The following is a 13890-nucleotide window of genomic DNA, read 5'->3' as shown; positions in this document are numbered from 1 at the left end:
CCCTTCACACCAGCACCCGCTCGATCCCGCCCTGGTTGGCAGCGGCCACGTACGTCGGCATCCAGTCGGCGCCGAGGATCTTGTTGGCCATCTCGACCACGATGTAGTCTGCTTCGAGCAGGCCGTTGTTCAGGTCGTTGCCGTAGCGCGAGAGGCCCTGCAGGCAGCTCGGGCAGCTGGTGAGGATCTTCACGTTGTCCTTCTCGCCGACGGCACCGGCGTCGCGCAACGCGGCCTCGCCCTTCTTGAGCTCCTCTTCCTTGCGAAAGCGGATCTGCGTCGAGATGTCCGGCCGCGACACGCCCAGCGTGCCCGACTCGCCGCAGCAGCGGTCGTTCTTGAGCACGTTGTCGCCGACCAGCGCCTTCACCGTCTTCATCGGGTCCTGCAGCTTCATCGGCGAATGGCAGGGGTCGTGGTACAGGTAGCCGCCACCGCCGGCATCGGCCAGGGTGATGCCCTTTTCGAGCAGGTACTCGTGGATGTCGATGATCCGGCAGCCCGGGAAGATCTTGTCGAACTGGTAGCCCTGCAGCTGGTCGTAGCAGGTGCCGCAGCTCACCACCACCGTCTTGATGTCCAGGTAGTTGAGCGTGTTGGCCACCCGGTGGAAGAGCACGCGGTTGTCCGTGATCATCTTCTCGGCCTTGTCGAACTGGCCGCTGCCGCGCTGCGGATAGCCGCAGCACAGGTAGCCCGGCGGCAGCACGGTCTGCACGCCCGCGTGCCAGAGCATCGCCTGCGTAGCCAGGCCGACCTGCGAGAACAGCCGCTCCGAGCCGCAACCCGGAAAGTAGAAGACCGCTTCGGTCTCCGAAGTCGTCGCCTTCGGATTGCGGATGATCGGCACGTAGTCGGCATCCTCGATGTCGAGCAGCGCGCGCGCCGTCTGCTTCGGCAGGTTGCCCGGCATCTTCTTGTTGATGAAGTGGATCACCTGCTCCTTGATCGGCGCCGGGCCCAGCGTGGCCGGTGGCGCGCCGGTCTGCTTCTTCGCCAGGCCACGCAGCAGGTCGTTGGCCAGGCGCTGCGCCTTGAAGCCCACGCCCACCATGCCCGCGCGCACCGCCTTGATGGTCTGCGGGTTGGTCGCGTTCAGGAAGAACATCGCGGCCGCGTTGCCCGGGCGGAAGCTCTTCTGGCCCATCTTGCGCAGCAGGTTGCGCATGTTCATCGACACGTCGCCGAAGTCGATCTTCACCGGGCACGGCGTCAGGCACTTGTGGCACACGGTGCAGTGGTCGGCCACGTCCTCGAACTCTTCCCAGTGCTTGATGCTGATGCCGCGCCGGGTCTGCTCTTCGTAGAGGAAGGCCTCCACCAGCAGCGAGGTCGCGAGGATCTTGTTGCGCGGGCTGTACAGCAGGTTGGCGCGCGGCACGTGCGTGGCGCACACCGGCTTGCACTTGCCGCAGCGCAGGCAGTCCTTCACGCTGTCGGCAATGGCGCCGATGTCGCTCTGCTGCATGATCAGCGACTCGTGGCCCATCAGGCCGAAGCTCGGCGTGTAGGCGTTGGTCAGGTCGGCATGCAGCGTGACGGCCTCACCTGCCGGCGCGCGAAGCAGCTTGCCCTTGTTGAAGCGGCCTTCGGGATCGACCCGGGCCTTGTATTCGGTGAAGGGGCGCAGCTCTTCGTCGGTCAGGAACTCGAGCTTGGTGATGCCGATGCCGTGCTCGCCCGAGATCACGCCGTCCAGGCTGCGCGCCAGCGCCATGATGCGCACCACCGCGGCATGCGCGGTCTGCAGCATGTCGTAGTTGTCGCTGTTCACGGGGATGTTGGTGTGCACGTTGCCGTCGCCCGCATGCATGTGCAGCGCGACCCACACGCGGCCCTTGAGCACGCGCTGGTGGATGGCCGTGCACTCGGCCAGGATGGGCGCGAACTCGGCGCCCGAGAAAATCTCCTGCAGCGGCTGGCGCAGCTGGGTCTTCCAGCTTGCGCGCAGCGAATGGTCCTGCAGCTGCACGAACTGCGCATCGACGTTCTGCAGCCAGCCGGCCCAGAGCGCCCGCACTTCCTGCACCAGCGTCACAGCCTGCGCCACGCGGTCTTCCAGCAGCTCGGCCGCCGGGATCTCGTGCGCGTCGTCGGTCTTGCCCAAGGGCAGGTTGCCGCGCGTGAGGAAGGTTTCGAGTTCGTCGGTGAGCGCGAGCTTGTTCTGCAGCGACAGCTCGATGTTGATGCGCTCGATGCCGTCGCTGTACTCGGCCATGCGCGGCAGCGGAATCACCACGTCCTCGTTGATCTTGAAGGCGTTGGTGTGCTTGCTGATGGCGGCCGTGCGCTTGCGGTCGAGCCAGAATTTCTTGCGCGCCTCGGGGCTGATGGCCACGAAGCCTTCGCCGCTGCGCGAGTTGGCGATGCGCACCACTTCCGAGGTGACGCGGGCCACATCGTCGGCGTTGTCGCCGGCAATGTCGCCGAACAGCACCATCTTCGGCAGGCCGCCGTGCTTCTTCGACTTGGTGGCGTAGCCCACCGCCTTCAGGTAGCGGTCGTCCAGGTGCTCCAGGCCGGCCAGCAGCACGCCCGAGCGCTTCTGCTCGGCGAACATGAAGTCCTTGATCTCGACGATGCTGGGCACCGCGTCCTTGGCGTTGCCGAAAAATTCGAGGCACACGGTGCGCGTGTGCGCGGGCATCTTGTGCACCACCCAGCGGCAGCTGGTGATCAGGCCGTCGCAGCCTTCCTTCTGGATGCCCGGCAGCCCCGAGAGGAACTTGTCGGTCACGTCCTTGCCGAGGCCCTCCTTGCGGAAGCTGCGGCCCGGAATGTCGAGGCGCTCGGTGCGCAATTTGGTCTTGCCGTCGGCGGCGTAGTACTGCAGCTCGAACACGGCGCGCTCGGCGTCGTGGATCTTTCCGAGGTTGTGGCCGATGCGCGTGACCTCGAGCCACTCGGCCTGCGGCGTCACCATGCGCCACGAGGCGAGGTTGTCCAGCGCCGTGCCCCACAGCACGGCCTTCTTGCCGCCCGCGTTCATGGCCACGTTGCCGCCGACGCAAGACGCCTCTGCCGAGGTCGGGTCGACCGCGAACACGAAGCCCGCGCGCTCCGCCGCGTCGGCGACGCGCTGCGTGACCACGCCGGCCTCCGTCCAGATGGTGGGCACGGGGTCGGCCAGTCCCGGCAGCGGCATGTGCTCGACCTCGGTCATCGCCTCGAGCTTCTCGGTGTTGATGACCACGCTGTTCCAAGTCAGCGGAATCGCGCCGCCGGTGTAGCCGGTGCCGCCGCCGCGCGGAATGATGGTCAGGCCCAGCTCGATGCAGCCCTTGACCAGCAGGGCCATCTCGGCCTCGGTGTCGGGGCACAGCACCACGAAGGGGTATTCCACGCGCCAGTCGGTGGCGTCCGTCACGTGCGACACGCGCGACAGGCCGTCGAACTTGATGTTGTCCTTGGCCGTGAGGCGGCGCAGCACGCGCGTGGCCTTGCGGCGCAGGGCGGCGACGTCGCGGAAGTTGGTGTCGAAGGCAGAGACGGCGTCGCCCACGAGGCGGGTGAGCTCGCCCACGAACTGGTCGCGCGTCAGGTCGCTGTCGGGGGTGCGGCGCTTCTGGACTTCGCCCAGGCGGTGCTTCAGGGCTTCGACCAGCTGGCCGCGGCGGCGCGGGTTGTCGAGCAGGTCGTCGACCAGGTAGGGATTGCGCTGGACCACCCAGATGTCGCCCAGCACCTCGTAGAGCATGCGGGCCGATCGGCCGGTGCGGCGCTCGGCCCGCAGGGTCTGCAGCAGTTCCCAGCCGCGTTCGCCCAGCAGGCGAATCACGATCTCTCGGTCGGAGAAGCTGGTGTAGTTGTACGGGATCTCGCGCAGTCGGACAGGCTCTGCGGCCTGTGCCAACAGCGTGTTCAACGCGGTCGGAGCATTCATCGGGTGGGGCGCCTCGGCCGGGCGCTGCGCACCCATAGCCGGGCTGGGGATTTTAGGGCAGGCCTCGGGGTCTTGCCTCGGGCGGGGCGCTTGCCCTTGTGCCAGGGGCGCCGGCGGGGAGTTGATGCCGCCGCCCTCACCCGACCCTCTCCCCAAAGGGAGAGGGCGCAAGTCAGGGGCTCAGAACAGCACGCGGCTGCGAATCGTCCCGTTCACCTTTGCCAGCTTCTCCAGCGCGAGGTCGGAAGAAGCAGCCTCGATGTCCATCACCACATACCCGACCTTCTCGTTCGTCTGCAGGAACTGGGAGGCGATGTTGATGTGGTTGTCCGAGAAGATCTTGTTGATCTCCGACAGCACGCCCGGCACGTTGCGGTGCACATGCAGCAGCCGGTGCTTGCCCGGGTGCGCCGGCAGCGCCACCTCGGGGAAGTTGACGGACGAGGTCGAGGTGCCGTTGTCGCTGTACTTGACCAGCTTTTCAGCCACTTCCAGCCCGATGTTGGCCTGCGCCTCCATGGTCGAGCCGCCGATGTGGGGCGTCAGGATCACGTTGTCCAGCCCGCGCAGGGGCGACAGGAACTCGTCCTTGTTGCTGCGCGGCTCCACCGGGAACACGTCGATGGCGGCGCCCAGAAGCTTCTTGGCCTTCAGGGCGTCGGCCAGCGCGTCGATCTCGACCACCGTACCGCGCGACGCGTTGATCAGGATGGAACCCGCCTTCATGGCCGCGATTTCGGCCGCGCCGATCATCCATTGCGTGGCCTGCGTCTCGGGCACGTGCAGCGTCACGATGTCGCTCTGCCCCAGCAACTGGTGCAGGTCGCGCACCTGGCGCGCATTGCCCAGCGGCAGCTTGGTGACCACGTCGTAGAAGGCCACGTGCATGCCCAGCGCCTCGGCCAGGACCGACAGCTGCGCGCCGATCGAGCCGTAGCCCACGATGCCCAGCGTCTTGCCGCGGATCTCGAAGGCGTTGTCGGCCGACTTGAGCCAGCCGCCGCGGTGCGCCACCGCGCTCTTCTCGGGCACGCCGCGCAGCAGCAGGATGGCCTCGGCCAGCACCAGCTCGGCCACGGAGCGGGTGTTCGAATACGGGGCGTTGAACACCGCCACGCCGTGCTCGCGGGCGGCTTCCAGGTCGACCTGGTTGGTGCCGATGCAAAAGCACCCGGCTGCCACCAGCTTGTGGGCGGCGGCGAACACCTCGGCGGTGAGTTGCGTGCGGGAGCGAATGCCCAGGAAGTGCACGTCGGCGATCTTGGCCTTCAGTTCCGCGTCGGGCAGCGCGCCCGGCAGCGACTCGATGTTGGTGTAGCCGGCGGCGCGCAGCACCTCCAGCGCCGAGGGGTGGATGCCCTCGAGCAAGAGGAACTTGATCCTGCTTTTGTCGAGGGAAGTTTTGCTGCTCATGGCGGTCTCGCGGAAGCCCCGGCCGTGGCGACAAGCTGGGCCAAAAAAGGGAGGGCGATGCTAGCATGGTGCGCTGCACCATGCAGGGCCGCGGGCCGCCCCGGGCTTGATGCAAACAGGGCCAAAGGGGTTTCCCCGATTGGAAGAAACCCGTGGTCCGTGCGCCAATGTGACGCGGCTGTGTCACGCACATGCCCTAGCATCCGCGCTTTCTCTTTTCCCTTCAGGAGTCTTCATGCGATTCAAGACGCTCGCGCTGGCATCGGCGCTGGCTGCGACCACGCTGTTCAACGTGGCACACGCCCAGACCGAAATCCAGTGGTGGCATTCCATGACCGCCGTCAACAACGAGTGGGTCAACGACCTGGCCAAGCAGTTCAACGAGAGCCAGAAGGAATACAAGATCGTCCCGACCTTCAAGGGCACGTACGACGAATCCATGACCGCCTCCATCGCGGCCTTCCGCGCCGGCAACGCACCGCACATCCTGCAGGTGTTCGAAGTGGGCACCGCCACCATGATGGCCAGCAAGGGCGCGATCATTCCCGTCGGCCAGGTCATGAAGGACGCCGGCGAGAAGTTCGACCCGGCCGCCTACATCCCCGCCGTGGCCGGTTACTACACCGCCCCCAACGGCCAGATGCTGAGCTTCCCGTTCAACAGCTCGACCACCATCTTCTATTTCAACAAGGACGCCTTCAAGGCGGCCGGCCTGCCCACCGACAAGGCCCCCTCGACCTGGCCCGAAGTGGTGGCCGCGGCCGCCAAGCTCAAGGCCAGCGGCCACAAGTGCCCGTTCACCACCGCTTGGCAGAACTGGACGCAGGTCGAGAGCTTCTCGGCCTGGCACAACGTGGAATTCGCGAGCAAGGCCAACGGCCTGCAGGGCCTGGACGCACGGCTGAAGGTGAATTCGCCGCTGCACCAGCGCCACATCGAGAACCTGGCCAGCATGGCCAAGCAGGGCCTGTTCGTCTACAAGGGCCGCGGCAACGTGCCTGAAGCCTCGTTCGTGTCGGGCGAGTGCGCCATGATCAACACGTCGTCGGGCTTCTACGGCAACGTGGCCAAGAACGCCAAGTTCGCCTACGGCCTGGCTCCCCTGCCCTACTACCCGGACGTGCCCGGCGCACCGCAGAACACCGTGATCGGCGGCGCCAGCCTGTGGGTCATGTCGGGCAAGAAGGCCGCCGAATACAAGGGCGTGGCCAAGTTCTTCAGCTTCATCTCGACGCCTGAAGTGCAGTCCGCCAGCCACAAGCGCACGGGCTACCTGCCCGTGACCACGGCGTCGTACAAGCTCACCGAAGACTCGGGTTTCTACAAGCAGAATCCCGGCACCGACGTGGCCGTGACGCAGATGATCCGCAAGGTCACCGACAAGAGCCGCGGCATCCGCCTGGGCAACTACGTGCAGATCCGCGCCATCGAGGACGAAGAGCTGGAACAGGTCTGGAGCGGCAAGAAGACGGCCAAGGAAGCCCTGGACGCCATCGTGACCCGCGGCAACGAGCAGCTCGAACGCTTCCAGAAGGCAAACAAAAGCTAACGATTGAAGTTCGGGCCTCCGTGTCCGGCTAATATCGCCCGCCCGCGTCCACTCTTGTAGAAGAGTGGACCCGGCGGGATTTTTTACGTAGAGGGGTACGAGGGGCTCATGGAAAAACGCGTCTTCTTTCGCTCGGGCTGGTTGCCCTGGCTGCTGCTGACACCGCAAATGGCGGTGATCCTGGTGTTTTTCTTCTGGCCGGCGGGGCAGGCCGTGCTGCAGTCGCTGCAGCAGCAAGACGCGTTCGGCACATCGGTCGAGTTCGTCGGGTTCGACAACTTCAGGCACTTGTGGGGCGACTCGAGCTACGCCGAGTCGTTCAAGACGACGGCCGTGTTCTCGGTGCTGGTGGCCAGCATCGGCATCAGCCTGTCGCTCGTGCTGGCCGTGTTCGCCGACCGCATCACGCGCGGCGGCACCTTCTACAAGACCATGCTGATCGTGCCGTACGCCGTGGCGCCCGCCGTGGCGGCCGTGCTGTGGGTCTTCATGTTCTCGCCCTCGCTGGGCGTGGTGGCCTATGCGCTGGGCAAGATCGGCATCAACTGGAACCACCTGCTCGACTCCGGCCACGCCATGACGCTGATCGTCATGGCCTCGGTGTGGAAGCAGATTTCCTACAACTTCCTGTTCTTCCTGGCCGGCCTGCAGTCGATTCCGAAGTCGCTGATCGAGGCCGCCGCCATCGACGGCGCGCGCCCGTGGCGCCGGTTCTGGACGGTGCAGTTCCCGCTGCTGTCGCCCACCACGTTCTTCCTGCTGGTGATCAACGTGGTCTACGCCTTCTTCGACACCTTCGCGATCGTCGATGCGGCCACCCAGGGCGGCCCGGGCCAGGACACCACCATCCTGGTCTACAAGGTCTACCACGACGGCTTCAAGAGCCTGGACCTCGGCGGTTCGGCCGCCCAGTCGGTCGTGCTGATGGTGATCGTGGTGGCGCTGACCGTCATCCAGTTCCGCTACGTCGAGAAGAAGGTTCAGTACTGAAGATGAAACAACAACAGAAAACCCCAACCGGCGGAGCGCGACATGGTTGAACGACGCGGCACCCAGGGCATCCTGGCCCATGTGGTGATGATCCTCGGCGTCCTGATCGTCGCCTTCCCGCTGTACCTGGCGTTCGTGGCTTCCACGCACACCGCGCAGGAGATCGTGCAGGCGCCCATGCCGCTGCTGCCCGGCTCGAACATGATCGACAGCTACAAGGGCGCGCTCTTCGGGCGCGAGAACAGCGCGGGCTCCAACGCCCCGGTGGCGCACATGATGTGGGTGAGCTTCGTGACGGCCATGGTGATCGCCATCGGCAAGATCTCGATCTCGCTGCTGTCGGCCTTCGCCATCGTGTATTTCCGCTTCCCGTTCAAGAAGATCTGCTTCTGGGCCATCTTCGTGACGCTGATGCTGCCGGTGGAGGTGCGCATCCTGCCGACCTACAAGGTGCTGTCGGACCTGAACATGCTGAATTCGTACGCGGGCCTGACGGTGCCGCTGATCGCGTCGGCCACGGCGACCTTCCTGTTCCGCCAGTTCTTCCTGACCGTGCCGGACGAGCTCACCGAAGCTTCTCGCATGGACGGCGCGAGCCCCATGCGCTTTTTCTTCGATGTGCTGCTGCCGTTGTCGAAGACCTCGATTGCGGCGCTGTTCGTGATCCAGTTCATCTACGGCTGGAACCAGTACCTGTGGCCGCTGCTCGCGACCACGAGCGAAGACATGTACCCCGTGGTGGTCGGCATCAAGCGAATGATTGCCGGCGGCGACGGGCAGAACGAATGGAACGTCGTGATGGCCACCGCCATTCTCGCGATGCTGCCACCCGCGCTGGTGGTGATCCTGATGCAAAAGTGGTTCGTCAAGGGCCTCGTGGACACTGAAAAATAACTATGGCTGCTCTCTCTCTTCGCAACGTCATCAAGCGCTACGGCCACGGGCCGAAAGCCAACCAGGTCATCCACGGCGTGAGCGCCGAGATCGCCGACCATGAATTCATCGTGATCGTGGGCCCCTCGGGCTGCGGCAAGTCGACGCTGCTGCGCATGGTGGCCGGCCTGGAAGAAATTTCCGCCGGCGAGATTGCCATCGGCAACAAGGTCGTCAACCAGCTCGAACCCTCCGAGCGCGACATCGCCATGGTGTTCCAGAACTACGCGCTGTACCCGCACATGAGCGTGTTCGCGAACATGGCCTACGGCCTGAAGATCGCCAAGGTGCCGGTGCCCGAGATCAAGGTGCGGGTCGACAAGGCCGCCAAGATCCTCGAACTCGGCCACCTGCTGGAGCGCAAGCCGCGCGAACTCTCCGGCGGCCAGCGCCAGCGCGTGGCGATGGGCCGCGCCATCGTGCGCCAGCCGCAGGTGTTCCTGTTCGACGAACCGCTGTCCAACCTGGACGCCAAGCTGCGCGCGCAGACCCGCCTGGAAATCCAGAAGCTGCACCGCGAGCTCGGCATCACCTCGCTGTTCGTCACGCACGACCAGGTCGAGGCCATGACGCTGGCGCAGCGCATCATCGTGATGAACGGCGGCGTGATGGACCAGTTCGCCACGCCCGAGGAGGTGTACAACCGCCCCGCCACCACCTTCGTGGCCAGCTTCATCGGCTCGCCGCCGATGAACCTGCTCAGGCAGGCGCCGGGCGTGCGCCCGGGCCAGATCCTGGGCATCCGCCCCGAGCACATGAAGCTCGACGAAAGCGGCTGGACGGTGCAGGTCGAGCAGGTCGAGCTGCTGGGCGCCGAGCGCCTGGTGTACGGCCGCATCGGCGAGGAACAGATCATCATGCGCACCGACGAGGGCGACCGTCCGCCCGTGCCGGGCGACACCGTGAAGATCGCGGCGCGCGAAGAAAAACTGCACTGGTTCGACGCCGGTTCGGGCAAGCGCGCGGACTGAGCGATGGCCTTGTCTACACCCTGGCCCTACCCCCGCTGGGTGGCCCACCGCGGCGCCGGCAAGCTGGCGCCCGAGAACACGCTCGCGGCGTTCCGCCTCGGCGCCTCGCACGGCTACCGCATGTTCGAGTGCGACGCCAAGCTCAGCGCCGATGGCGTGCCGTTCCTGATGCATGACGACAAGCTCGAGCGCACCACCGGCGCCAAGGGCACCGGCGGGGCCCAACCCTGGAGCGCGCTGTCGCAACTGGATGCGGGCAGCTGGCACTCGCCCGGCTACGCGGGCGAGCCCTTGCCCACGCTGGAGAACCTCGCACGCTTCTGCCTGGCGAACGACCATCTGCTCAACATCGAGATCAAGCCCACGCCCGGCACCGAGCGCCAGACCGGCGAGGTGGTCGCGCAGCAGGCCGCGCGGTGGTGGCAAGGCGCGGCCGTCCCGCCGCTGCTGACCTCCTTCAAGGTCGAGTCGCTCGAAGGCGCGCAGGCCGCGCAACCCGAGTTGCCGCGCGGGCTGCTGCTCGACACCCTGTGGGCCGGCTGGCTCGAAGCCGCGCAACGACTGGGCTGCGTGGCCATCGTGTGCCAGCACACGCTGTGGGACGCGGCCGTGGTCGCGCTGGTGCACGGCGCGGGCATGCGCGCGCTGAGCTACACCGTCAACGAGGAGGCGCACGCGCAGCGGCTCATCACGCTGGGCACCGACGGCATCATCACCGACCGGGTCGACCTCTTCAGCCCGGCAGGCTGAGGCACACGTCTCTTACAGGCGCTTACCTCATGGCCGCTTCTATGATGCGGCCATGAAACGGACCTATCGCCTGGCGAGCTACTGCCTCGCCACCCTGCTGGCCCTGTCGATGTGCGGCCTTGCGCTGGCCCAGCCCGACGCCAGCATGAACGCCGGCAGCGGCAACCCCAACAACGCAGCCAACACAGCCACGGTGGCGCCCCCAGCGCCCACGGTGGCGGAATTGCGCACGCAGTTCAACAAGATCACGACCGAGGCGGCACGCGGCGACGGCACCGACGAGGACGCGCGCAAGCAGCTCGGGCTGATCAACGACATCGGCGCGCAGGCCGACAAGTTCGTGGCCGCACGCACCAGCGACCTCGCCGACCTCAATGCACGGCTGGGCGAACTCGGCAACGCCCCCGGCGCCGGCGCCACCGAAGACCCCGACATCACCCGCCAGCGCGCCAGCCTGACCAAGGAACGCAATGCGCTCGACGCGGACATCCGGCTCGCCAAGCTGCTGTCCATCGACGTGCGCCAGCGCGGCGCAGACCTCGTCGCGCAGCGGCGCGAACTGTTCGAGGCCCAGCTCACCGAGCGCGCGGCCTCGCCGCTCACCGGCGCCTTCTGGACCGCCCTGCGAGAGGCCTGGCCCGACGACATGGAGCGGCTGCAGGCCATGGGCTCGGCGCTCGACGACGGCTTTGCGCAGGCCCTGGCGCCCGCGTCGCGCACGCTGGTGATCGCCACGCTGGTCGGCGCGCTGCTGCTCGCCTTCGGGGGCATCTGGGGTGCCGAGCACGCGCTCACGCGCCTGGCGATGCGGGTGCTGCCTGCCGGACGGCTGCGGCGCTCGTTGCTGGTGATTGCCATCGTCGCGAGCCACATTCTGCTGGTGGCGGTGGCCGCGCACGGCTTCGTGGAAGTGCTCAAGGCCCACGCCACATGGGACGCGCAGGCGCGCAAGGCGCTGCAGTCGACCGCGCAGGCGCTGACGTTCATGGCCTTCGTCATCGGCCTGGGCCGCGCGCTGCTGGCCACCTCCCGCCCTTCGTGGCGGTTGCCGCCCATTCCGGACGCCACGGCCAGCAAGCTCGCCGTGCTGCCGTGGCTGGTGGCGCTGGTGGCGGCGCTGGCCTGGACGCCGGCCGAGATCAATGCGCTGGTCGACGCCAGCTTTGCAGCCGTGGTGGCCACGCACGTGCTGACGGCGCTCGTCCTCACCGCGCTGGTAGGCACCGTGATCTACCGGCTCAAGGCGCTGCGCGCCAACGCGCCGGAGGCCGGACTGCCCGAGCGGCCGATGTGGGTCGGCCTGCTGGTCGCGCTGATCGGCGTGCTGATGATCGCCATCTGGGTGCTGGTGGCCCTGGGCTATGTGGCGCTGGGCAGCTTCCTGGCCTCGCAGCTGACCTGGACCGGCATCGTGGCCGCGGCCTTCTACGTGCTGTTCAAGTTCGCCGACGACGTGTTCACGGCCGTGGTGTCGTCGCGCAGCGCCTTCGGCCAGAAGCTGCAGAAAAGCTTCGGGCTCGCGCCGCAGACGCTGGACCAGGCGGCCACGGTGCTCTCGGGCATCAGCCGGGTGGCGCTGTTCGTGTACATGCTGATCGCGCTGGCCGCGCCCCTGGGCACTTCGCCGGGCGAGGTATTCCAGCGCAGCGGCAAGCTGGGCTCCGGCGTGAAGGTGGGCGAATTCCAGCTGGTGCCGGGCGCCATCCTGAGCGCCCTTGCGGTGGCGGTCATCGGGTTCATCGTGCTGCGGGTGTTCAAGCGCTGGCTCGAACGCAGCTACCTGCCCAACACGCAGCTCGAGCCGGGCATGCAGAGCTCAATCACCACGCTGCTGGGCTACGTGGGCGGCATTCTGGTGGTGGCCTTCACGCTCTCGGCGATGGGCATCGGCATCGAGCGCATTGCGTGGGTGGCGAGCGCACTGTCGGTGGGCATCGGCTTCGGCCTGCAGGCGATCGTGCAGAACTTCATCTCGGGCCTGATCCTGCTGGCCGAACAGCCGGTGAAGGTGGGCGACTGGGTGGTGCTGGGCACAGCCGAGGGGGACGTGCGGCGCATCAACGTGCGGGCCACGGAAATCGTGCTGGGCGACCGTTCGACGCTGATCGTGCCGAACTCGGAGTTCATCACCAAGACCGTGCGCAACATGACGCTGTCCAACGCCGAGGGCCGCGTCCTGATCCGCCTGCCGATGCCGCTGACCACCGACGCGCAGCGCGTGCGCGAACTGATCCTCACTGCCTGCAGGGCGCACGAAGGCGTGCTGGAAACGCCGGCGCCCTCGCTCACCCTCGAAGGCATCGAGAACGGGCTGCTGATCTTCCAGGCCATCGCCTACGTGGCAAGCCCCCGGCTGGCGGGCGGCGTGCGCAGCGACCTGCTGTTCGTGATCCTCGACGAGCTGAAGAAGGCCTCGCTGCCGCTGGCGGTTCCGACGATGGTGATGGCGGCGACGGCGGCCGCACCGGAGCCGCTGGCCACGCCCACCGTGCCTTCTTCGACGGCGTCTCCGATTCCGGGCGTGCAAGGTTGAAAGGCGGCGCTGAAGCCATGGGCGCAGCTGGGGCCCTTGTCGTGCGCGCCATGCACGTGCACGACCTCGACGCGGTGCTGGCGATCCAGCTGGCCTGCTACGGCGCGGGGTTCGTGGAGGACGGCGCGTTGATCGCGCGCCGTCTCGCGGCCGCGCCGCACACGGGCTGGGTGGTGGAACACGGGGAACACGGGGGTGGGGTGCGGGCCTATCTGACGGGCTACCCGTCGGTGGTGGGCAAGCTGACGCCGCTGCACGGCGAGTTCGAGGTGGCCGCCGCGGCCGATACGCTGTACCTGCACGACTTGGCCGTGCACCCCGAAGCCTCGGGGCTGGGCCTCGGGCCGCGGCTGGTGCGCCATGCCTGGGCCCATGCGGCGCAGGCCGGCTGGCGGCATTCGACGCTGGTGTCGGTGCAGTCTTCGGTGGGTTTCTGGCTGCGCCAGGGCTACGGGGCCGGGCAACCCGCCGGCCCCGACCAGCAGGCCCGGCTCGCCACCTACCCTGGCGATCCGGTCTACATGGTCCGGGCGCTGGACTGAGCGGCTGTCAGCGGCGCCAGCCGCGCATCGCCAGCCACTGCACCGTGCCGCAGACCGCCACCAGCACGGCATAGGTCGCCATCGTCCCGTCGCGACCGGACACCACGAGACCGGCCACCGACACGACCACCCCGGCCAGGAAGGTGAAGGCGCATTGCACCCACCAGCGCGGCACGCCGACGCGCCGCCCGCCCAGGAAACGCCCGGCCAAGGCCAGCACCAGGGCCAGGAAAGCCGCGGGTGCCACAAAATTGAGCATGTGATTCAGGAGGGCCAGCAGGTCCATCGGGAGGGGGTATGCATGCGTCGGGTCATGCGGGCAGTGT

Annotated in this window: 10 protein-coding genes; 7 read left to right on the top strand and 3 right to left on the bottom strand. The window is 67.1% G+C overall.

The genetic code is table 11. The features are described 5' to 3' along the window. Window positions 1-4 precede the first annotated feature (4 nt). On the bottom strand, window positions 5-3883 hold the full coding sequence (locus AC0IYU_RS31510) for a DUF3683 domain-containing protein (protein ID WP_472125386.1): 3879 nt from the start codon (window positions 3881-3883) through the stop codon (window positions 5-7). 180 nt (window positions 3884-4063) lie between these two features. Continuing rightward, on the bottom strand, window positions 4064-5296 hold the full coding sequence (serA, locus tag AC0IYU_RS31505) for a phosphoglycerate dehydrogenase (protein ID WP_435485247.1): 1233 nt from the start codon (window positions 5294-5296) through the stop codon (window positions 4064-4066). A 235-nt stretch (window positions 5297-5531) separates the two neighbouring features. Between serA and ugpB the strand changes: the two genes are divergently transcribed. From ugpB to AC0IYU_RS31470, 7 genes are all read left to right on the top strand, one after another. After that, window positions 5532-6845: a sn-glycerol-3-phosphate ABC transporter substrate-binding protein UgpB gene (ugpB, locus tag AC0IYU_RS31500; RefSeq protein WP_435437257.1), complete on the top strand. Its 1314-nt coding sequence runs from the start codon at window positions 5532-5534 to the stop codon at window positions 6843-6845. Window positions 6846-6953: 108 nt separating this feature from the next. Beyond that, window positions 6954-7835 carry a sn-glycerol-3-phosphate ABC transporter permease UgpA gene (gene ugpA, locus AC0IYU_RS31495; RefSeq protein WP_435485246.1) on the top strand — a complete coding sequence of 294 codons (882 nt, stop codon included), beginning with the start codon at window positions 6954-6956 and terminating at the stop codon, window positions 7833-7835. 42 nt (window positions 7836-7877) lie between these two features. Continuing rightward, a complete protein-coding gene (gene ugpE / locus AC0IYU_RS31490; RefSeq protein WP_435437255.1) occupies window positions 7878-8729 on the top strand; it encodes a sn-glycerol-3-phosphate ABC transporter permease UgpE in 852 nt (283 codons plus the stop codon). 2 nt (window positions 8730-8731) lie between these two features. Further along, entirely contained in the window at window positions 8732-9739 is a 1008-nt protein-coding gene (gene ugpC, locus AC0IYU_RS31485) for a sn-glycerol-3-phosphate ABC transporter ATP-binding protein UgpC (protein WP_435437254.1), read from the top strand. Window positions 9740-9742: 3 nt separating this feature from the next. Next, window positions 9743-10489, top strand: coding sequence for a glycerophosphodiester phosphodiesterase (ugpQ, locus tag AC0IYU_RS31480; RefSeq protein ID WP_472125383.1), 747 nt, complete (start codon window positions 9743-9745; stop codon window positions 10487-10489). Window positions 10490-10541: 52 nt separating this feature from the next. Next, window positions 10542-13022 carry a DUF3772 domain-containing protein gene (locus tag AC0IYU_RS31475; RefSeq protein WP_472125380.1) on the top strand — a complete coding sequence of 827 codons (2481 nt, stop codon included), beginning with the start codon at window positions 10542-10544 and terminating at the stop codon, window positions 13020-13022. 17 nt (window positions 13023-13039) lie between these two features. After that, window positions 13040-13564, top strand: a complete 525-nt coding sequence (locus AC0IYU_RS31470) for a GNAT family N-acetyltransferase (protein ID WP_472125378.1) — start codon at window positions 13040-13042, stop codon at window positions 13562-13564. A 7-nt stretch (window positions 13565-13571) separates the two neighbouring features. Here AC0IYU_RS31470 and AC0IYU_RS31465 read toward each other — a convergent pair whose 3' ends face one another. Further along, the gene (locus AC0IYU_RS31465) at window positions 13572-13850 is read right to left on the bottom strand and encodes a hypothetical protein (protein WP_472125375.1); all 279 of its coding nucleotides are present in this window, start codon (window positions 13848-13850) and stop codon (window positions 13572-13574) included. Between the last annotated feature and the right edge of the window lie 40 nt (window positions 13851-13890).

The sequence above is a fragment of the Variovorax sp. AC103 genome, from assembly GCF_979254005.1.
Note: the sequence above shows the minus strand (reverse complement) of the source record. Positions and strands in the feature narration are given on the sequence as shown.